The sequence below is a fragment of the Natronobacterium haloterrestre genome (assembly GCF_900112205.1).
Taxonomy (GTDB): Archaea; Halobacteriota; Halobacteria; order Halobacteriales; family Natrialbaceae; genus Natronobacterium; species Natronobacterium haloterrestre.
Genome location: NZ_FOKW01000009.1, coordinates 111,142 through 129,380, shown reverse-complemented (window position 1 = coordinate 129,380; position 18,239 = coordinate 111,142). Strand labels below are relative to the sequence as shown.

23 protein-coding genes and 2 tRNA genes are annotated in these 18,239 nt (G+C 66.7%); 4 read left to right on the top strand and 21 right to left on the bottom strand.

Annotated elements, in window-relative coordinates; all coding sequences use genetic code 11:
- The first annotated feature begins 53 nt into the window (after positions 1-53).
- Both BM113_RS16800 and BM113_RS22405 read left to right on the top strand, forming a co-directional pair.
- A complete protein-coding gene (locus BM113_RS16800; protein WP_089789200.1) occupies positions 54-539 on the top strand; it encodes a DUF456 domain-containing protein in 486 nt (161 codons plus the stop codon).
- Positions 540-597: 58 nt separating this feature from the next.
- Positions 598-762 (top strand): DUF8014 family protein, encoded by a 165-nt coding sequence (locus tag BM113_RS22405; RefSeq protein WP_177209202.1) that lies wholly within the window; start codon positions 598-600, stop codon positions 760-762.
- A 260-nt stretch (positions 763-1,022) separates the two neighbouring features.
- Here BM113_RS22405 and BM113_RS16795 read toward each other — a convergent pair whose 3' ends face one another.
- On the bottom strand, positions 1,023-2,741 hold the full coding sequence (locus BM113_RS16795; RefSeq protein WP_089789199.1) for a glutamate--tRNA ligase: 1,719 nt from the start codon (positions 2,739-2,741) through the stop codon (positions 1,023-1,025).
- Between the two features lie 102 nt (positions 2,742-2,843).
- The gene (locus BM113_RS16790) at positions 2,844-4,106 is read right to left on the bottom strand and encodes an NRAMP family divalent metal transporter (protein ID WP_089789198.1); all 1,263 of its coding nucleotides are present in this window, start codon (positions 4,104-4,106) and stop codon (positions 2,844-2,846) included.
- 429 nt (positions 4,107-4,535) lie between these two features.
- On the opposite strand from BM113_RS16790, the gene BM113_RS16785 reads away from it, so the two are divergent.
- Entirely contained in the window at positions 4,536-5,291 is a 756-nt protein-coding gene (locus tag BM113_RS16785) for a sulfite exporter TauE/SafE family protein (RefSeq protein WP_089789197.1), read from the top strand.
- 108 nt (positions 5,292-5,399) lie between these two features.
- On the opposite strand, the gene idsA3 is transcribed toward BM113_RS16785, so the two are convergent.
- From idsA3 to mvk, 5 genes are all read right to left on the bottom strand, one after another.
- On the bottom strand, positions 5,400-6,470 hold the full coding sequence (gene idsA3, locus BM113_RS16780; protein WP_089789196.1) for a geranylfarnesyl diphosphate synthase: 1,071 nt from the start codon (positions 6,468-6,470) through the stop codon (positions 5,400-5,402).
- Positions 6,471-6,492: 22 nt separating this feature from the next.
- On the bottom strand, positions 6,493-7,842 hold the full coding sequence (locus BM113_RS16775) for a ribonuclease J (protein ID WP_089789195.1): 1,350 nt from the start codon (positions 7,840-7,842) through the stop codon (positions 6,493-6,495).
- A gap of 227 nt (positions 7,843-8,069) precedes the next feature.
- Positions 8,070-8,546, bottom strand: coding sequence for a nucleotidyltransferase domain-containing protein (locus BM113_RS16770; protein ID WP_089789194.1), 477 nt, complete (start codon positions 8,544-8,546; stop codon positions 8,070-8,072).
- A gap of 1 nt (position 8,547) precedes the next feature.
- Positions 8,548-9,285 (bottom strand): isopentenyl phosphate kinase, encoded by a 738-nt coding sequence (locus tag BM113_RS16765; protein ID WP_089789193.1) that lies wholly within the window; start codon positions 9,283-9,285, stop codon positions 8,548-8,550.
- Entirely contained in the window at positions 9,282-10,268 is a 987-nt protein-coding gene (gene mvk / locus BM113_RS16760; protein WP_089789192.1) for a mevalonate kinase, read from the bottom strand. The genes BM113_RS16765 and mvk overlap by 4 nt, the downstream gene beginning before the upstream one ends.
- Positions 10,269-10,403: 135 nt before the next feature.
- Between mvk and BM113_RS16755 the strand changes: the two genes are divergently transcribed.
- Entirely contained in the window at positions 10,404-11,327 is a 924-nt protein-coding gene (locus tag BM113_RS16755) for a thiamine-phosphate synthase family protein (RefSeq protein WP_089789191.1), read from the top strand.
- A 52-nt stretch (positions 11,328-11,379) separates the two neighbouring features.
- Here the strand turns inward: BM113_RS16755 and BM113_RS22900 are convergent, their stop codons facing one another.
- The 14 genes from BM113_RS22900 to BM113_RS16690 form a co-directional block, all read right to left on the bottom strand.
- Positions 11,380-11,505 (bottom strand): hypothetical protein, encoded by a 126-nt coding sequence (locus BM113_RS22900; protein ID WP_281244038.1) that lies wholly within the window; start codon positions 11,503-11,505, stop codon positions 11,380-11,382.
- Positions 11,506-11,717: 212 nt separating this feature from the next.
- A complete protein-coding gene (rpsB, locus tag BM113_RS16750; protein ID WP_089789190.1) occupies positions 11,718-12,518 on the bottom strand; it encodes a 30S ribosomal protein S2 in 801 nt (266 codons plus the stop codon).
- Positions 12,515-13,720, bottom strand: a complete 1,206-nt coding sequence (gene eno / locus BM113_RS16745; RefSeq protein ID WP_089789189.1) for a phosphopyruvate hydratase — start codon at positions 13,718-13,720, stop codon at positions 12,515-12,517. The genes rpsB and eno overlap by 4 nt, the downstream gene beginning before the upstream one ends.
- Positions 13,721-13,722: 2 nt before the next feature.
- A complete protein-coding gene (locus tag BM113_RS16740; protein WP_089789188.1) occupies positions 13,723-13,902 on the bottom strand; it encodes a DNA-directed RNA polymerase subunit K in 180 nt (59 codons plus the stop codon).
- 1 nt (position 13,903) lies between these two features.
- Complete coding sequence (locus tag BM113_RS16735) at positions 13,904-14,098, bottom strand: DNA-directed RNA polymerase subunit N (RefSeq protein ID WP_007143648.1); 195 nt, start codon at positions 14,096-14,098, stop codon at positions 13,904-13,906.
- Positions 14,099-14,110: 12 nt separating this feature from the next.
- Positions 14,111-14,509 carry a 30S ribosomal protein S9 gene (locus BM113_RS16730; RefSeq protein ID WP_089789187.1) on the bottom strand — a complete coding sequence of 133 codons (399 nt, stop codon included), beginning with the start codon at positions 14,507-14,509 and terminating at the stop codon, positions 14,111-14,113.
- A complete protein-coding gene (locus BM113_RS16725) occupies positions 14,503-14,958 on the bottom strand; it encodes a 50S ribosomal protein L13 (protein WP_089789186.1) in 456 nt (151 codons plus the stop codon). The genes BM113_RS16730 and BM113_RS16725 overlap by 7 nt, the downstream gene beginning before the upstream one ends.
- Positions 14,955-15,308, bottom strand: coding sequence for a 50S ribosomal protein L18e (locus BM113_RS16720; RefSeq protein WP_007143645.1), 354 nt, complete (start codon positions 15,306-15,308; stop codon positions 14,955-14,957). The genes BM113_RS16725 and BM113_RS16720 overlap by 4 nt, the downstream gene beginning before the upstream one ends.
- Positions 15,309-15,545: 237 nt before the next feature.
- Positions 15,546-15,630: transfer RNA gene (locus BM113_RS16715), tRNA-Leu, on the bottom strand.
- A gap of 170 nt (positions 15,631-15,800) precedes the next feature.
- Entirely contained in the window at positions 15,801-16,550 is a 750-nt protein-coding gene (locus BM113_RS16710; protein ID WP_089789185.1) for a DNA-directed RNA polymerase subunit D, read from the bottom strand.
- A 3-nt stretch (positions 16,551-16,553) separates the two neighbouring features.
- Positions 16,554-16,943 carry a 30S ribosomal protein S11 gene (locus tag BM113_RS16705; protein WP_005579703.1) on the bottom strand — a complete coding sequence of 130 codons (390 nt, stop codon included), beginning with the start codon at positions 16,941-16,943 and terminating at the stop codon, positions 16,554-16,556.
- A 3-nt stretch (positions 16,944-16,946) separates the two neighbouring features.
- Positions 16,947-17,468, bottom strand: a complete 522-nt coding sequence (locus BM113_RS16700) for a 30S ribosomal protein S4 (RefSeq protein ID WP_007143643.1) — start codon at positions 17,466-17,468, stop codon at positions 16,947-16,949.
- Between the two features lie 2 nt (positions 17,469-17,470).
- Positions 17,471-17,986 carry a 30S ribosomal protein S13 gene (locus BM113_RS16695; RefSeq protein WP_089789184.1) on the bottom strand — a complete coding sequence of 172 codons (516 nt, stop codon included), beginning with the start codon at positions 17,984-17,986 and terminating at the stop codon, positions 17,471-17,473.
- A 72-nt stretch (positions 17,987-18,058) separates the two neighbouring features.
- A tRNA-Ser gene (locus tag BM113_RS16690) sits at positions 18,059-18,141 on the bottom strand.
- Positions 18,142-18,239: the final 98 nt, after the last annotated feature.

The following is an 18,239-nucleotide window of genomic DNA, read 5'->3' as shown; positions in this document are numbered from 1 at the left end:
CCCTTTCGAATCGCCGCAGTACGACTTTGGCGTCGGCCCACGTTCGTCGGGGTATGGTCGATGCGATCACGGTCCTCGCGGTCGCCTTGCTCGTCGCCGCCGTCGCCGGAACCCTCGTGCCGCTGGTCCCCGGCGGGCTGCTCTCGCTGGCCGGCGTCTACCTCTACTGGTGGCACTCCGGCTTCGCGGAGCCCGGTGCACTCACGCTCGCCGTTCTGACGTTGCTCGGCGTGCTCACGCTGCTCGTCGAGTTCTTCGGCGGCTCGATCGCGGCGAAGGCCGGCGGCGCGTCGTGGGGAACGACCGCCGCCGCGGCCGCCGTCGGCATCGTCCTCATGGTCGTCACCGGCCCGCTCGGCCTGCTCGTGGGGCTTTTCGGGACGGTCTTCGCCCTCGAGTTCGTCCGCGACGGCAACGTCGACGAGAGCGCACAGTCGGCGCTGTACGCGACCGCGGGGATGCTCGCCTCGACGGCCGCTCAGGCGCTGCTGACGGCGACGGTCCTGTTCGGCTTCCTGATCGCCGTCTTCCTGCTGTGAGCGCGGGCGTGGACGGAACCGGGGAAAAGCTCAACTCGTGGGTCTCGTTCACACGACCATGGAGTGTTCCGAAGCGGACTGCCAGCGGCCCGCCGCCGTCGAGTTACACATCCCGTGGGCCGAGAACCGGTACGTCTGTGCCGCTCACGCACGCGTGCTCGGTCGGCAGGACGGCGTGGTCGCCGATCCGCTCCCGGAGCGGGCCGACGACCTCCTCGAGTAGGTGAGGGGAGGGGAAAGGACGAAAGGGAAAAGGGAGGGGGAGAAACCGCGGACACAGGCCCCCGACGAGCACCGCGTATCTCTACGACCGCGGACCCGAGAGAACCCTCGATGCGGTCGCGCTCGCCGACCTCGAGAACGAACGGGCGCTCCCGTTCGACGAAAACATCGGGTTCGAGACCGCCCGGCGAACGGGGGTGACCGACGTCGCCGACGGGGGAGCGTTGTGACTCGAGGCGATCCGTGGACGTGGAGCCGCGATCAGGGATGCGTGTAGTAGACGACCGTCTCGTCGTCCTCGTGGCGGTCGATCCGGGCGAAACCGACGCGCTCGAACTGGACCATCTCGTCGCTCTCGAGGTCGGCGACGCCGGGTTCGGCTCGACCCGATACGTCGCCGGTCATCGTCCGCATTCGGACGGGGACGCTCTCCTCCGCGGGCGCCCAGTGGACGACGTCGACGTCGCCCTCGCGGACGACCTCGATGTCCTCGCCGGTGTACTGCAGCGTATCGCGGGTGTACTGGAAGCAGCCCAGCCCTTTCAGCCAGACGCGGTCCTCGCGGTCCGGGACGTCCTCGGGCTCGAGCAGGACGGCGTCCCCGACGGGAATCTCGCGGACGCCGCGGTCCTCGTGGTCGGGGTGCAGCGGCGGGTTCGCCTCCTCGGGCGGGCTACCGCCGAGCGGTAGCTGGGTGCCGTCGCGGACGAGGAACCGGCGGTCGGTCTCGTCGTCGATCAGTTCGCGGTTGTTGGCGTAGATCGAACTCATCGCGAGGTCGACGTCGCTGGTCGAGGTACCGAGTTCGACCATGGCGTCGACGATGGCCTCGCCGCGAATGCCCCGGCGGCGGAGGCTCTTGAGCGTCGGCGCGCGCGGGTCGTCCCAGCCGTCGAGTTCGCCCTCTTCGATCAGTTCCGAGATGGTGGAGGTGCTCATCTTCACGTCGTAGGCGTCCAGTTGGACGTGGCCCCAGTGGACGACCTCGGGGTACTCCCAGCCGAAGTAGTCGTAGACGAACTGCTGGCGCTTGGCGGAGTCCTGCAGGTCGATTCCGCGAATGATGTGGGTGACGCCGGTCAGCTGGTCGTCGATCCCCGACTGGAAGTCGAGCATCGGCCAGCACCGGTAATCGCTCGCCTCCTCGCGCGGATGTGGCGTGTCGACCATTCGGAAGGCGACGAAGTCTCGCAACGCCGGGTTCTTGTGACTGATGTCGGTCTTCACCCGGAGGACCATCTCGCCGCTCTCGTACTCGCCGTCGACCATCGCCTCGAACTCCTGTGTGACGGTTTCCTCGTCCTTGTCGCGGTGCGGGCAGGGCTCGCCGGAGTTCTTCAGTTCCGAGAACTCCTCGCCCGAACAGGAGCAGGTGTAGGCGCCGCCGAGTTCGATCAGTTCGCGGGCGTGGTCGTAGTAGGTCTCGACGCGGTCGCTCGCCCGGTAGACCGCGTCGGGTTCGAACCCGAGGTACTCGAGGTCCTCGAGGATGGCGTCGTAGGCCTCGAGGTCCGGTCGCTTGGTCTCGGGGTCGGTGTCGTCGAACCGGACGCAGAACCAGCCGTCGTAACGATCGCGGTAGGTGCCGATGACGGCGGGCATCCGGGCGTGGCCGACGTGCCACGGGCCGTTCGGGTTCGGCGCACAGCGCATTCGGACCTCGTCGTACTCCTCCGCGTTGGGGAGGTCGGGCAGGGGATGGTCGTCCTCCTCCTCTTCGGCCTCGATCTCCTCGAGTTCCTCGGGGGCGAGTTCCTCGAGTCGCTCGCGTTTCTCGTCGTAGGAGAGGTCGTTAACCCGGCCGACGACGCCGCCGACGACGCCCGGAATCTCGTCGCCGTGCGGGCGGAAGTCGGGGTTGTCGCCCATCAGCGGCCCCATGATCGCGCCGACGTCGGCGTCGCTCTCGTGTTTGACTGCGTTCAACAGCGCGTGTTTCTCGGCCTCGCGCTCGACGCGCTCGCGCAAATCGTCGTTCATTATCGAGCGGTATTCGTGCCCGAACCAAAACCCCCGCGGTGTCGGCTCGCCGATTCCGGTGGCACGCAGTCACGAACCGTCGAGAGCGGGATCAGGAGCGGGTCAGAACCCGCCGCCGGTGAGCAGGTCCAGGAAGTCCTGCATCGACAGGGCGGCGAGCACGATAGCCAACAACACAAGCGACGCGTTGACGACGTTCAGCTTCAACGAGTTGCGGTACTCGCCCATCGTCTCGCGGTCGTTGACCGCCCAGAACAGCAGGACGGCCGCGACCGGCAGCCCGAAGATCCCGTTGTACATCGGGAACAGGATCACCATGTCGACGACCGAGAGGTCCAGGACGCGGCTGATAACCGGCGAGAGGACGCCCACGCCGGTCAGGCTCGCGAAGACGATTTTGAACAGCCGATCGCCCTTCTGGACGTCTACTCCGGCCGCCTGCGGGAGCATGTACGCGGGCGCCCACATGATCGGGATGATGCTGTTGAACGCGGCCGCGATGACGCCGCCGACGAACAGCACCATGGCCCACACGCCCAGCACCTCGACCAGCGCCTCGCCGGGCGTGATGAACGTCTCGAGTTGCGTAAAGCCCATCGGGCGCAGGAGCGCCGCGGCGGCGATCAGGATCGCGATCGTCGTCACGCCGCCGACGGCGTAGCCGATCGCCAGGTCCTCCCGCGCGTCGGGCAGGTCGCTCTGGTCCGTCCACCCCTTCTGGTGGACGAGGATCGACTCGAGGAAGAAGTTGGGCCACAGGGCGGTCGTCCCGAGCAGGCCGGCGGCCATCGCCAGCGCGCCGAACGTGTCCATCGTCGGGACGAACCCGACGGCGACGTCGCCGGGGTTCGCGCCGCTCGGAAGTGCGACGATCACGTAGATGACCATCAGCGACAGCATCATCCCGATCATCACGTTCTCGACGGTGTCGTAGTTCAGGACGCCGACGCCGATCGCCGCGAACGTCGTCACCACGGCGATCGGTTGCCAGCCGATCGCGCCGCCGAGCAGGAACGAGACGCCCGCGCCGACGGCGGCGACGAGGCCGAGGGTCCACGCGATACAGCCGATCGAGAGGAATATCGCGATCGCCGTGGCCCCCGGCCGGCCGAGTTTCTCCCGGACGAATATCATCAGCGGTTCGCCGTGGATCCCCAGCCGGGCGCTCATGTCCTGGGCCATGAACCCGAGCAAGGCGGCGCCGACGACGGCCCACAACAGGGTGTAGCCGTGCATCACGCCGGCCTGGCTCGCGATGAACACCGACCCGGAGCCGAAGTAGCTGGCGACCATCACGAACGCGAGTCCGTACTGCTGGACCTGCCCGGCGACGTACTCGACCGAAGAGATGTTGCGGATACTCATTCGTCGGCCCTCGCCGTTCGGCGGTCGATCCGTCGCAGGTGCCGGACGCTGACGGCCGGGTTCCGTCGGCGTTCGAGACGCTGGGTTCGTGTCCGCGTCCGTGTCCGTGTCCGTGCCCGTGTCTGTGCGTGTGCCTGTGCCTCGTCGGACTGTGGATGTGATCGTGTCATAGTCGCGTCGTACTGCCCGATCGCGAGAAGCGAACGAGTGTGGGGTGTCGCTGAACGAAGTACACCCACAGCAAATGCCCGTGGAGGGGAGTGTCCACGCCCGGAATGTTCAACCAGTCAGTTCGGAATCGCCGTACTGTGTCGGGGCGCCGGAGGTCGCTCGAGTCCCACCGGGAACGCGCCAAGCGAGAAGGAACCGGCCCCACAGCAGCAAGGAAAGCCGTTAACCGACCGAGTCTGCTACCCGCCCTCGAGACTCGTGGTCGTCACCCTCGAGGTGCTGGTCGCCCTGCTCGCGCTTGCCTTTCTCGGCGGCGTGATCGTCGCCACGATCGGTCCCGGCGGGATCCTCATCGTCACTGGACTCTACCTCCTGACGTCGCTCTCGAGCGACGAGGTGGCGGGTACCGCAAGCGCGGTCTTCACCGTCGGTGCGGTGTTCGGCAGCGCCGTCTACGCGCGGTCGGGCGAGATCGACTGGCCGATCGCGGGCGCGGTCAGCGCCGCCGCCGCCGTCGGCACGTGGCTCGGCGTCCGGGCCAACGCCTACCTCTCGCGGCGCGCGTACGGAATCGTGCTCGCCGCGTTGCTCGCGGTCGTCGGCGGGAACATCGTCTACCGGGAGCACCGCGACCTCGAGCCGCGGCTCGACCTCGGACGGGGCCGTCGAGACCTCGCGGCGTTTGCCGGTCTCGGGCTCGTAATCGGCGGCTTTGGCGGCCTCCTGGGGATCGGCGGCGCCGCGCTGTCGGCCCCCGCGCTCGTTCTGGTCGGCGTACCGATGCTCGTGACGATCGCGGTCACGCAGATCGTCGTCGTCTTCACCGCGCTGTTTACCTCGGTCAACTACCTGCTGCGGGACGCGGTCGTCGCGTCGCTGTTCGTGCCGCTCACGGCCGCGTACCTCGGGGGCGTCGGCCTCGGCTGGTGGCTCGCCCACCGGATCACCGCGGATCGGCTGAAGCTCGCACTCGGGGTCGTGCTGATCGGGCTGGCGGTCTCGCTTGTGGTCTGAGTCCGACGAAGGGACCATCGAGCGCAGCCGCTCGAGACTTCGAGAATCCTGGACTCCGGGACTCCGGGACCCGCTGTGGCCGAAAAGAACGACCGGGTGGCGTCGGCGTCAGTAACCGCGCTCGATCAGATAATCCGCAAGCTCCTCGAGCAGGTGTCGCGCCTCGTTGTCCGGCAGGACCTCGAGTCGCCGCTTGCCCTGGTCGACCAGGTCGCGGGCCTTCTCGTTGGCGTAGGAGATCGAGCCCGCTTCCTCGAGTTCGGCGACCGCGTCGTCGATCTCGGCCTCGGTGACGGAGTCGACGTCGTCGGTGTCGACGAGCGAATCGACGTCGACGCCCTGATCCCGGGCGTGGACGGTGATCAGCGTCTGCTTGTTCTCGACGAGGTCGCTGCCCCGCTGTTTGCCGAGCTGTTCGCTCGGGACCGTCAGGTCGAGCACGTCGTCCTGGATCTGGAACGCCCGACCGATGTCCAGCCCGTAGCCGTACAGCGCGTCGACGGTCTCGTCGTCCGCACCCAGCAGGATGGCCGGCAGACAGGCAGACGCCGCGTACAGCACGGCGGTCTTCTGTTCGACCATCTCGAGGTACTCCTCGGGGGTGACGTCCGTTCGTTGCTCGAAGGTGACGTCGAGCGACTGGCCTTCACAGATCTTCGTGCAGGTGGTCGCGAGGACCTCCAGCGCCTCGACGCTCCGGGACGGCTCCGCGCCGGTCCCGAGCATGATCTCGAAGGCCTTCGAGTAGAGCGTGTCGCCGGCGAGGATCGCCGTCTCGAGGTCGTACTCGCGGTGGACGGCGGGGACGCCCCGCCGGAGGTCGTCGTCGTCCATGATGTCGTCGTGGATCAGGGTGAACGACTGGATGACCTCGACGCTGACGGCGGCGTCCATCACGTCGATGGTGTCGGTATCGTTCGCGTCCGCGTCGTCGTAGAGCGTCGGAAACTCCCGGTAGTCGGTCGACAGCGGCTCGACGTCGGCAAGTGCCTCCGCGGTCGTCAACAGGACCGTCGGGCGCAGGCGCTTGCCGCCGGCGTCCAGCAGGTACCTGGAGGCCTCGTAGAGCCGTTCGGGTTTCTGGACCGGCAACTCCTCGGGGATCGCATCGTTGACTCGACGGCGACGTTTCCGGACCGCCTCGAGCACAGCCTCCTCGCGTGCCTCGGGGGTTGTCATATCGATGGATGTCAGTATCTGTTCAGTCCACGAGCTGGATCAGGTTGCCGTTGCGCGTCGCGTGGAGGTCCCGACCGAGCGCGTAGCCCTGGTTCTCGGCGAGGTCGATGTACCGGGCCAGGTGCTCGAGGTCGTTGTGGGCCGGGATGACGTTCTGGGGCTGGAGCGCGTCTAGCATCTCGTAGTGGCCCTCCTGGTTGAGATGGCCCGAGACGTGGATGTCGTCGTAGATGCGAGCGCCCTGCATACCCAGCAGCTTCTCGGCCTGATAGCGCTGGCCCTCGTTGGTCGGCTCGGGGATGACGCGGGCCGAGAAGACGACCTTGTCGCCGGCGTTCAGCTCGTAGGGCGTCTCGCCGCGGGCCATCCGGGTGAGCATCGCGCGGGGCTCGCCCTGGTGGCCGGTGACGATCGGCAGGAAGTTCTCCTTGCCCTCGTTCATGATCCGCTTGAACGTGCGGTCGACGGACTTGCGGTGGCCGAACATCCCGAGGTCGGTCGGGAAGTCGACGAAGTCCAGTCGCTCCGCGGTACCGGAGTACTTCTCCATCGATCGGCCGAGCAGGACGGGCTGGCGGCCGATGTCGTCCGCGAACTCGACGAGCGACTTGACGCGGGCGATGTGGGAAGAGAACGTCGTCGCGACGATGCCACCGTCGTAGTCCTCCATGCTGTAGAGGGTGTCACGGAGGTGCTCGCGGGCGACCTTCTCGCTCGGGGTCCGGCCCTTGCGGCCGGCGTTCGTACAGTCCTCGATGTAACAGAGCACGCCCTCGTCCTCGCGACCGATCTCGCGGAACCGCTCCATGTCGATCGGGTCGCCGATGACCGGCGTGTGGTCCATCCGCTTGTCCAGCCCGTAGACGATGGCGCCCTCCGGCGTATGGAGGACGGGGTTGATCGCGTCGATGATCGAGTGGGTGACGTTGACGAACTCGAGTTCGACCCCGTGGTCGCCGATCGTCATCGTCTCGCCGGCGTCCATCTTGACGAGGTCGTTCTCGACGCCGAACTTCTGTTCGCTCTCGATCTGCTGTTTGACCAACTCGATCGTAAACGGCGTCGCGACGATGGGCGCGTCGTACCGGTGGGCGAGCTTGCTGATCGCCCCGATGTGGTCTAAGTGACCGTGGGTGGGGACGATCGCCTGCACGTCGCCCTCTAAGTCGCTCATGATCCGATCGTCCGGGATCGCTCCCATGTCGATCAGATCGAGACTGTGCATCCGCTCGGTTTCGACGTTGTCGTGGATGAGAACCTGCGAGAGGTTCAGACCCATGTCGAAGATGACGACGTCGTTCCCGGCGCGGACGGCAGTCATCTGCCGTCCGACTTCTTCGTAGCCGCCGATGGTTGCGATTTCGATTTCCATGATTCGTTGTACTGAAAGCCGTGATCGACTCCAGCGTATCGAAACGGTCCGCGGACTCTCGATTACGGCCCCGGCGTCTTACAGCGCGTCGGCCATCCCGCTATGCGTTCGGAACCGCGTCGATCGTCCCGCGACAACCGTCGCGGAACCCGAACGCACTTGCCCGCGGGTTTCGGTATCCATCTCTACACGCCCGGGTGTTAAAAACGCAGTGGGTTGGTCGTCGGCTACGCCGCGTCGGTCCCGGCGTACTCGCGGAGCAGTTTCGCGCGCTCGGATCGCCCCAGTCGCTCGTAGGCATCCGCCTCGTACTCGAGCGAGAGCACGGGGACTCGCGTCCCGTCCGCCACGGCGAACGTTCGGTGGGCGGCGACGTCGACCGGGGGTTCCCACGTTCCGTCGGCGTCGCGTTTCTGTACCGCGCCCATGATCTCGACGCGGACGCCGCGGCGTTCGAGGGCGCCGAAGTGGGAGCGAATCCGATCGGCCTCCTCGAACGAGACCGGGTCGACGACCGACTCCGGGAACCGGTCCGCGATCCCGTATGCGCCGTCTTCGGTCGTCTGGACGTCGAGGTCGTTCGGCTCGACCGGAACGCCCTGGAGCGCGAAGGCGGTACTCCCGGTGAGCGCCCACTCGAGATCCTCCGGAAGCCGCTCGGTGAGCGTCCGAACCACCGCGAGATACCGCGACTCGAGCGCCATTTCACTCGATCGTCGTCCCCGGATTCTCGCCGGCGAGGAACGGCTCCAGCCCCTCGAGCCCGAAGATCGAGGCCTCGGCCTCGAGTTCGAGCAGGGCCCGTACCTTCGCGGCCATCCCGCCGGTGACATCGGTCGCGTCGCTTTCCCCCAGTACGGACTCGACGTCCTCGTAGGCGGTGATCCGCTCGATAACCGCGTCCGACTCGTCGAGGACGCCGGGGACCGTCGAACAGAGGCCGATCCGGTCGGCCCCCAGTTGGCGGGCGAGTTCGGCCACGAGTTCGTCGCCGCTGACGATCGTCGCACCCGCCCCGGCGTGGGCGATCACGTCGCCGTGGAGGACGGGCACGAACCCCTCCTCGAGCAGCGTCCGGACCTGGCTCGTCGGTAACTCCAGGTCGCCGTCCGCGTCGCGAGCGGCCGTCGAGAGCGGGTGGACGGACACCGCCTCGAGGTCCCGGTCGTGGAGTCGAGCGAGAACGAACCGGTTCAGCGTTCCCATCGCACCGTGGATATCCATCACGGCTCCGGCCTCGTGGGTCCCCTCCGTCGTGGTGACGCCGTGTTCGCTCGCGTTGTGGTGGCCGAAGCTCCCGCCGCCGTGGACGATCACGAGGTCCTCCTCGTCCGCAAGCGCCGTCGCGATCGCGTCGGCCGCCCGCTCGAGCGCGTCCCCGTCGAGCGTCTCCGGGCGGTCCTTCTCGGTGATGACGCTCCCGCCGAGCTTGAGGACGATCATTCGAGCCGCTTCACCCCCTCCTCGGCGAGTTCAGCGCGGAACGCCTCCTCGCAGCCGGGCGTAAACGACAGCGCGGTCTCTGTCTCCTCGGTGGGATCGAGGGCGACGATACAGCCGCCCCCGCCCGCGCCGGTCAGCTTCGCGCCGTAGGCGTCGGCGTCCCGGGCCGCCCAGACCATCGAGTCAAGCGACCGCGAGGAGACCCCCAGCGCCGACAGCAGGCCGTGGTTGAAGTCCATCAGTCGGCCGAGTTCCGCGACGTCGCCGTCGGCAAGCGCCTGCTCACCTTGTCGGACGATGTCCCCGATCGATTCGACCGTGTCGGCCGCGAACTCGTACTCCTCGCGCAGGTTGCGGACCCCGGCGACGAGTTCGCCGGTGTCGCCCGCGCCGCCGTCGAAGCCGATCACGATCGGCAGGTCGGGCGCTTCGATCGAGCGACAGTCGTCGCCCTCGACCCTGACCGCGCCGCCGGTCGCCGAGCAGAACGTGTCCGCCCGGGAGGCCTGGCCGTCCTGGACCTCGTACTCGGTGCGGTAGGCCCGCTCGGCGAGTTCCTCGGTCTCGAGCGTGACGCCGAGTTCGCGGGCCGCGGCGTCGATGGCGGCGACGACGACCGCTGCCGACGATCCCAGCCCGGCCCCCAGCGGGATGTCGCTCTCGATGGTCACGTCAAAGCCGACGTCGTCCTCCCCGGTCACGTCCCGTACCTGCTCGATTGCCTCGTCGACGTAGCCCATCGCCGCGCTGACCAGCGACTCCGACGCGTCGATATCGGGCCGTCCGTCGGCGGGGCCGCCGTACTCCACGGTGAACCCGTCCAGGCTCAGATCCTCCGCGTGGACCCGGAGTTTGCTGTCCGATCGCTGTTCGACGCCGACCCGTGCCCGTAACTCGATGGCACACGGGACGGCCGGCTCGCCGTAGACGACTGCGTGCTCCCCGAAGAGATAGACCTTGCCGGGGGCGCTCGAGACTGCCATAGGCGGGCGTTCGCACGACGACGATTAATAGCTATCCTCTCGTGTCGGGCCGCGGTCGGCTCCGATCGACGGGGAGCCAAAGCGAGTGTAGCCGAACTTAAGCCACCGCCGTCCGAAGCCCCGATGAACCAAACCATGTCGCTTGTCCTGCCGAGCGAGATCGTCGTCGACCGGTTCCTGCCGACGGTACGTGCGATGCTGGCGACCCGGCTGGCCGACCGCGGGCTGACCCAACAGGAGATCGCCGCCGAACTCGGCGTCACCCAGGCCGCCGTCAGCAAGTACGTCAGCGGCGAGGGCGGCGGCGACGACCGCTTCCGGGACCACCCCGAAACCGTCGCGACCGTCGACCGGATCGCCGACGGCCTCGCCAGTGGGGAGATGGACGGCTACGACGCGCTCGCCGAACTCCTCGCGCTCGTGCGCACCCTCGAGGACCGCGGTCCGGTCTGTGAGATCCACGAGGAGGAGATGCCCGAACTCCGGGGGCTGGGCTGTGACCTCTGCGTCCGCGGGCTCGACCCCGACGTCCGGGCCGAACGCGACGTCCTCGCGAACGTCCGGACCGCCGCGCGAACGCTCGCCTCGATCCCCCGGATGGCCGACTACGTCCCCAACGTGGGCACCAACGTGGGTATGGCCCTGCCCGATCCCGACGACGAAACCGACGTGGCCGCCGTCCCCGGCCGGATCTACGCGATGGGCGGCCGGATCGAGATCCCCGCGAACCCGGAGTTCGGCGCGTCGAAACACGTCGCCACGGCGGTACTCGCGGCCAATACCGTCGACCCCGAGGTCCGCGGCGCGATCAACGTCGCCACCGACGACGCCCTGCTCGACCGGGCCAGGGAGGCGGGGATCGACCCGCTCGAGTTCGACGCCGACTACGAGGATCGAGGTGATCACCTCCGGGAACGGTTCGCCGAGCGCGGGACCGTACCGCCCGTCGCATACCACCGCGGCGCGTTCGGGATCGAACCCGCGACCTACGTCTTCGGCGGGACGGCCGTCGAGGCCGCGGAACTGATCGAGTCGCTGGCGGCGGACGACTCGAGGTGAACGCGGGGTAATCGGGAGCGAAAAGGGAGAACGGTAGCGGAAAACGGCCCGTTCAGACCAGCCCGACGAACACTCGATACGGGATCCCGAGCGCGAAGATCCCGATCAGCGCCGCCGCGGCGAGCAGGACCACCGGCGGAATTTTCTCCTCTTCGAACTCGAAGACGTTGTCGATCATCGTATTTCCGACCTTTCTCGGGACCGCAGGTAACTCCTTCGCCTCGGGCGGGGTCCTGGCGTTCCGGTTCGGTTTCGTCTCGGCAGCCTCGAGCGTCCGCCACGACCGGCCGCTTACGGGCGATACCGACGGCTGGCGGTCAGCGATAGTCGGACCGAAAACGAACAGGCGAACGGATCGAAACAGGAACGATAAGCGGCGAACTGAACGGGTTAGACTCCGCTCTCGAAGTCCTCGAGCGAGTAGGACGGCTCCGCGCCGCGGCGGTCGAGGACCTCGTTCGCGAGCAGCCAGTAGACGACCGAGAGGGCCTTGCGACCCTTGTTGTTCGTGGGAACGACCAGGTCGACGTTGCTGACCTGGTTGTTCGAGTCACACATCGCGATGACCGGGATGCCGACCGTGATGGCCTCCTTGACGGCCTGGGCGTCGCCGATCGGGTCGGTGACGACGAGCACGTCGGGTTCGATGTAGCCGTCGTACTTGGGGTTCGTCAGCGTCCCCGGGATGAAGCGGCCGGTGCGGGCGCGAGCGCCCACGGCCTCGGCGAACTTCTCCGCCGGGAACCGACCGTACTGGCGACTCGAGGTGACCAGGATCTGTTCGGGCGAGTAGTTCGAGAGGAAATCCGCGGCCGTACGGATGCGCTGGTCGGTCTTCGAGACGTCCAGCACGTAGAGACCGTCGGTCCGGACGCGGTGGATGAACCGCTCCATGTCCTGGGTCTTCTGCTGGGTCCCGATGTGGACACCGGCGCCGAGGTAGTCCTCGACGGGGATGAGCAGGTCGGCCTCCTCGTCGGACATCACGTCGTCGTCGAGGGCTGGCCCCGCGTCTTCCTCGGTTTCTTCGGCGTCGGCCTCGGCGTCGGCGGCCTCGGCGTCGGCGGTCTGTTCCGCTGGCTCGACGTCGTCCTGATCGGCGGCGGGGCCAGCCCCTTCGGCCGGCTCCTCGTCGATCTCTTCTTCGGCGGCGTCGAGCCCTTCCTGGGTTGCGTCGTTGTCGTCTGTCATGTCGCGTCGTCTGCGATTCTGATGAGCTCGTTGAGCTTGGCGGTTCGCTCGCCGCCGACGGCACCGGTCTTGATGAACGGTGCGTCGGTCGCGACGGCGAGGTGTGCGATCGTCGCGTCCTCCGTCTCACCGGAGCGGTGGGAGACGACGGGATCGTAGCCGTTCTCGATCGCGAGTTCGATCGCGTCGAAGGCGTCGGAAAGCGTTCCGATCTGGTTCGGCTTGATCAGGATGCTGTTTGCCGCGTCGCGGTCGATCCCCTCCCGGAGGCGCTCGGTGTTGGTGACGAACAGGTCGTCGCCACAGATCAGCGTCTCGTCGCCGACCTCGTCAGTCAGCTCGGCGAAGGCGTCGTAGTCGTCCTCGTCGAGGGGATCCTCGACGTAGACCAGATCGTACTCGTCGACGAGTTCGGCGATGTACGCGATCTGTTCGTCGGTGTCGCGGCTCTCGTCGCTGTACTCGTACGTTTCCGAGTCGGAATCGTACAGCTCCGCGCCGGCGACGTCGAGCCCGAATCCGATCTCGAACCCGACCTCGTCCTCGACCAGCGAGACCGCCTCGTCGACGATCTCGAACGCCTCGGCGTCGTCGATCGACGGTGCCCACGCGCCCTCGTCGCCCTTGCCGCAGGCAACGCCGCGTTCCTCGAGCAGGTTCGCGACGGCTTCGTGGACGGCGGCGTTGGCGAAGACGGCGTCTTCGACGCTCGGTGCACCGACGGGCGCGGCGAGGAACTCCTGGATGTCCGTCGCGTCGGCGGCGTGTTCGCCGCCGCCGACGACGTTCCCGAGCGGGATCGGGAAGTTCCCTCCGCGGAAGGTGCCGCCCAGGTGCTGGAACAGCGGTGCGCCCAGCACGTCGGCGCCGGCCTTCGCGGCGGCCATCGAGATCGCGACCGCGCTGTTGGCACCGATCTCGGAGAAGTCGTCGGTTCCGTCGGCCGCACGCAGGATCGCGTCGACCTCGCGCTGGTTGCCGGCGTAGGCCTCGCCCACCAGCCGGGGAACGGCGTGTTCCCGGGCCGCGGCGATCGCCTCGCTCGGCGGGCGTTCGACAGCCTCGTACTCGCCGGTGCTCGCGCCGCTCGGTGCGGCCGCACGGCCGAAGCCGCCGCTTTCCGTGAGCACGTCGGCCTCGACGGTCGGATTCCCGCGCGAGTCCAGCGTCCTGCGAAGTCGAACGTCGGTGATCAGCGTCATAGTTACTCGTCTCCTCGCTTGACCGTAAAGGGTAACACGCCGGCGTCGTACTCCTCCGCCGCGATCAGGATCGGCTCGGCTCGATCCGTCTCGATCAGCACGGGTGCCCCGTAGGACACCTGCAGTGCTCGAGCGCCGAGGATGCGCGCCTTTTCGTATCGGTTGTGTTGTTCCTGTTGCATGTTACTGGTACGGGGAGACGACGTCGACGAGGTCGGTGTGACTCACGAGCATGCGCCGACAGCAGTAGCGGTCGACGCCGAGGTCGTCGAGCACTTCCTGGGGGTCCTCGTCGCCTTCGTTCGCTCGCTCGTCGAACTCCTCCCAGTGCTCGCCGACGACGTTGCCACAGGTGAAACACCGAACCGGTACCATCATATCTGGATCACCTTAGCGGTAGGACTTCTGGTAGCGCGCCCGAGCGCCCGGGCCGCCCCACTTCTTGGGTTCGGACTGTCGAACGTCGTTGACCAGCAGCGACCGGTCGAACTCCATGAACGCGTCGCGGAGTTCGGCGTCGTTGGTGTGCTGGACGATGCCGCGAGCGATGGCGGTGCGGACGGCGTCGGCCTGTCCGCTGATGCCACCACCCTCGACGTCGACGTCGACGTCCACTTCGTTACGGAGCTCCTCGCCCGCGATGCGGAACGGCTCGAGCATCTTGAGCCGCGACATCTCGGGCTCGACCAGCTCGACGGGCTGGGAGTTGATTCGCACGCGACCCTCGCCGTCGCGCACGGTTGCGCGAGCGACGGCGGTCTTTTTCTTGCCACTCGTGTTCGTTACCATGTGACGTTAGCACCGAGTTGTTCGGAGACTTCGCCCAGCTGGACGAAGCGAATGTTCGAAAGCCGGTCCAGCGACGTGTCCTCGAGTACTTCCGCGTCGCGCTCGTCGTCGCCCTCGTAGGGATTGCCGACGTAGACGCGGACGTTCTCGAACGCTTCGCGACCGCGGGGCTTCTTGTACGGAAGCATCCCACGGATCGAGCGCTTGAAGATCGTGTCCGGTCGCTTCGGGTAGTACGGTCCGCTGTCGGACCCCAGCTGGAGTCGCTTGCGGTAGGTGCCGAAGATGTCTTCCTTGTCGCCGGTGATGACGGCGTCTTCGGCGTTGACGACGGCGACGCGCTCGCCGTCGAGGGCCCGCTGTGCGACCTGGCTCGCGACGCGACCGAGAATACAGTCCCGGGCGTCGACGACGACGTCCGCGTCGAACTCTGCGACGTTTACACTCATCGAATCACCCGCACGTTGGATCCGTCTGGGTTCTCTTCGAGCACCTGCTCGAGCGGTACTGGTTCGCCGACCTGGTCGATCTTCGTCTCGGCCGACGAGGAGAAGTCGACGGCGGCGACGGTGACGTTCTTCTGTAGTGCGCCCGATCCCAGCACTTTGCCGGGAACGACGACGGTCTCTTCTTCGCGTGCGTATCGCTCGATCTGGCCCAGGTTCACCTCAGCGTGGGTGCGCCGGGGCTTCTCGAGACGATCCGCAACGTCTCGCCAGACGTCGGCGTCCTCCTCGCGGGACGTCGACTTCAGCTCGGCGATGAGATCGGTAAGCCTCGGATTAGTCTTGCTACTCATTGGTTACCTCCAAATCTGCAGTGAATGCCGACGGAGCGTCGGCGATCGTAATCGTAGTCGTAATCGTGGTCGTGGTCGTAATCGACCGTGGAATCGATTCGAGAGAAGTGATGCAGGGAGCAGGATTTGAACCGCCGGGAGACGGTCGGTCTCGCGATTGCTCGACCGCTGCGACTCCCGTGGCTCAAACCTGTACGTTCCATTTTTACGGCTCTTCCGTCGGTCGAGCCGGAAAAATGCAGGGAGCAGGATTTGAACCTGCGGACTCCTACGAGACAGCGCCCTGAACGCTGCGCCGTTGGCCTGACTTGGCTATCCCTGCTCGCACTTCCGTGTACCCGCCGCCCCTTCAAACCCCTTTCGATTCCAGTGGACGAAGCCGCCGGGGACGCGGTCGCGCCAGTCTCGTGGCTCACGGCGCTGGCGCTGCTGTGTGCGTCCTCGCGGTCGGCTTCGGCCGGTTCGGGTCGGGGGCGTCGGTTCATACTTGTGTTATAGCTGTACGGCTTCTTCGAGTTCGGTCGCGCGAGACTCGATCGAGTCGGCGGCTCGCGTAACCAACTCCTCGACGTCGAGCGAGCCGTCCGTCTCCACGTGGAAGACGAAGGCGTTCGGGACGTCCTCGACCTCGACCTCCTTGCCCGGATACCGGTTCGAGAGGTCGTGGTCGAATTCGCTGGTGGGAACGAGCTCGCCGTCGTCCTCGATGACGCCGCGGACGATCCGGCTCTCCTGCTCTTCGAACTCCGGCAGGTCGCCGACGACCTCCACGCGCTGGAGGTGTCGGTAGCCGATCGCGACCCCGCCCTGGTGTTTGGCGTGGTCTTTCCCGCGGTCGAGCACGGCGTCGGCTTCGGCCTCGAGCCGCTGGTCCTCTTTGAGCTCGATGATCGGGACGTTCTCGTCCGCAGGCTGGACGAGGTCGTCCTCGGAGACGAGGTCGCCCGAGTAGGCGGTGGCCGGCCCTTCGACGTCGATCGAGAGCGTGACGGTGTCGTCCTCGCCGAACTCCCCTTCAGGCGGGGTCGTCAGCGGGACGAGCCCGAGTCGCAGGGCGAGTTGCTCGTCGAACATGACCGACGAGTTCTCGATGAACCGGACGGTGTCGATCGCCATCGTCGGCACGTCGGCGACCATCGCGCGACGGATGCCGTTGGCGAACCCGGGCGAGATCCCGCGGACGAGGAAGCGTGCTTCGCGTTCCTCGCGTTCGACGAACTCGACGTCGTACTCTTCGCTCATGATCTAGTAGCCGCCCTTTCCTTTCGGTGCGCGCGATCCGTCGTGCGGGATCGGCGTGACGTCCTCGATGCGTCCGATCTCGATGCCGGAGCGGGCCAGGGCACGGATCGTCGCCTGGGCACCCGGTCCGGGGGACTTCTGGAGGTTTCCGCCGGGGCCGCGAACGCGGACGTGAAGTCCGGTGATGCCGGCAGCCTTGACCTCCTCGGCGACGGACTCGGCCATCTGCATGGCCGCGTACGGCGACGCCTCGTCGCGGTTCTGCTTGACCGCCGTCCCACCGGAGGACTTGGCGATCGTTTCCGCGCCCGTGAGGTCCGTCACGGTCATGATGGTGTTGTTGAACGATGCGTGCACGTGGGCGATGCCCCACTTTTCGTCGTCCTGGCTCATGGTTTACTGACCCTCCGCGCGTTCGGGGTGGAGTTCGTCCGCGAGCGGACTGTTCTCGTCGAACGCGACGAGGTCCTCCTCGTCGACGTCGACGACGTACGACGGGACCCGGTGGCGCTGGCCGTCGACCGTCACGTGCCCGTGCGTGATGAACTGCCGGGCCTGTTCGGTCGTGTTCGCGAGTCCCTTGCGGTAGACGACCGTCTGGAGACGGCGCTCGAGGATGTCCTCGATCTCGAGACCGAGGACGTCGCCGAGTTCGTCACCCTCGTCGAGGATACCGACGCGCTTGAGACGGCCGACGAACTCCTCGGAGCGTTCGATGACGGTTTCGTCTCCCTGGGCCTGGCCGAGCAGGTCTCGAGCCTCGCGCCGGTAGGAACGAAGCTCGGACTGGGCTCGCCAGAGTTCCTCCTTGTTCTTGAGGCCGTAGCGGTCGATGAGGGAGTGTTCGGTGGCGATGCGCTCACCCTGGTAGGGGTGATTCGGCGTCTCGTACTGTTTGGTGTCGGTTCCGAGTGGCATCGTTATTCACCCTCCTCCTCGCCGCCTTCGGCTTCTTCTTCGCGGATCTCTTCGACGTTGACCCCGATGGTGCCCTCCGTACGACCGGTGGACTTGGTCCGCTGACCGCGAACCTTCTGCCCGCGCTTGTGTCGAACTCCCCTGTAGGAGTCGATCATCTTCATCCGGTTGATGTCGTGCTGGCGGGTTAGCTCGAGATCGTTGCCGATCTCGTGGGTCGTTTCGCCGCTGTAGAAGTCCGACTGGCGGTTGTTGAGCCAGTCGGGAACTTCGTCCGCGTAGTTCTCTACGAGTTCGACGACCTCGTCGATGACGTCCTCGTCGAGTCGACCGAACGTGGCCGTTCGGTCGACGCCCGCTTTCTCGGCGATGAGTCGGGCGGTTCGGCGACCGATCCCGTTCATCTCCGACAGCGAGCGCTCGACCGACTTCGTCCCGTCGAGGTCGGTTTGACCGATACGGACGAAGTACTGAAGGTCTTCGTCCTCGTCTTGCTCTTGGGGTTCTTCCGCGCTCATGTATCGTGTATCTGTGTCTGGTCTGCAGGCGTTGCAAATGCGACTGGCAGAAAGCCAGTCCGGTAAATCCGACGTCGTGGCGGGGATTCGAACCCCGGAGGCTTGACGCCACATGGTTAGCAACCATGCGCCTTGGGCCGCTTGGCTACCACGACACCGTGTGCGTTCCTATCATCGCCCTCTCGGACTCGGGGATCGCTCCCCTACACGTATCGCACCAGAACGTACCCCCGTCTTGTACTTAAGCGCAACG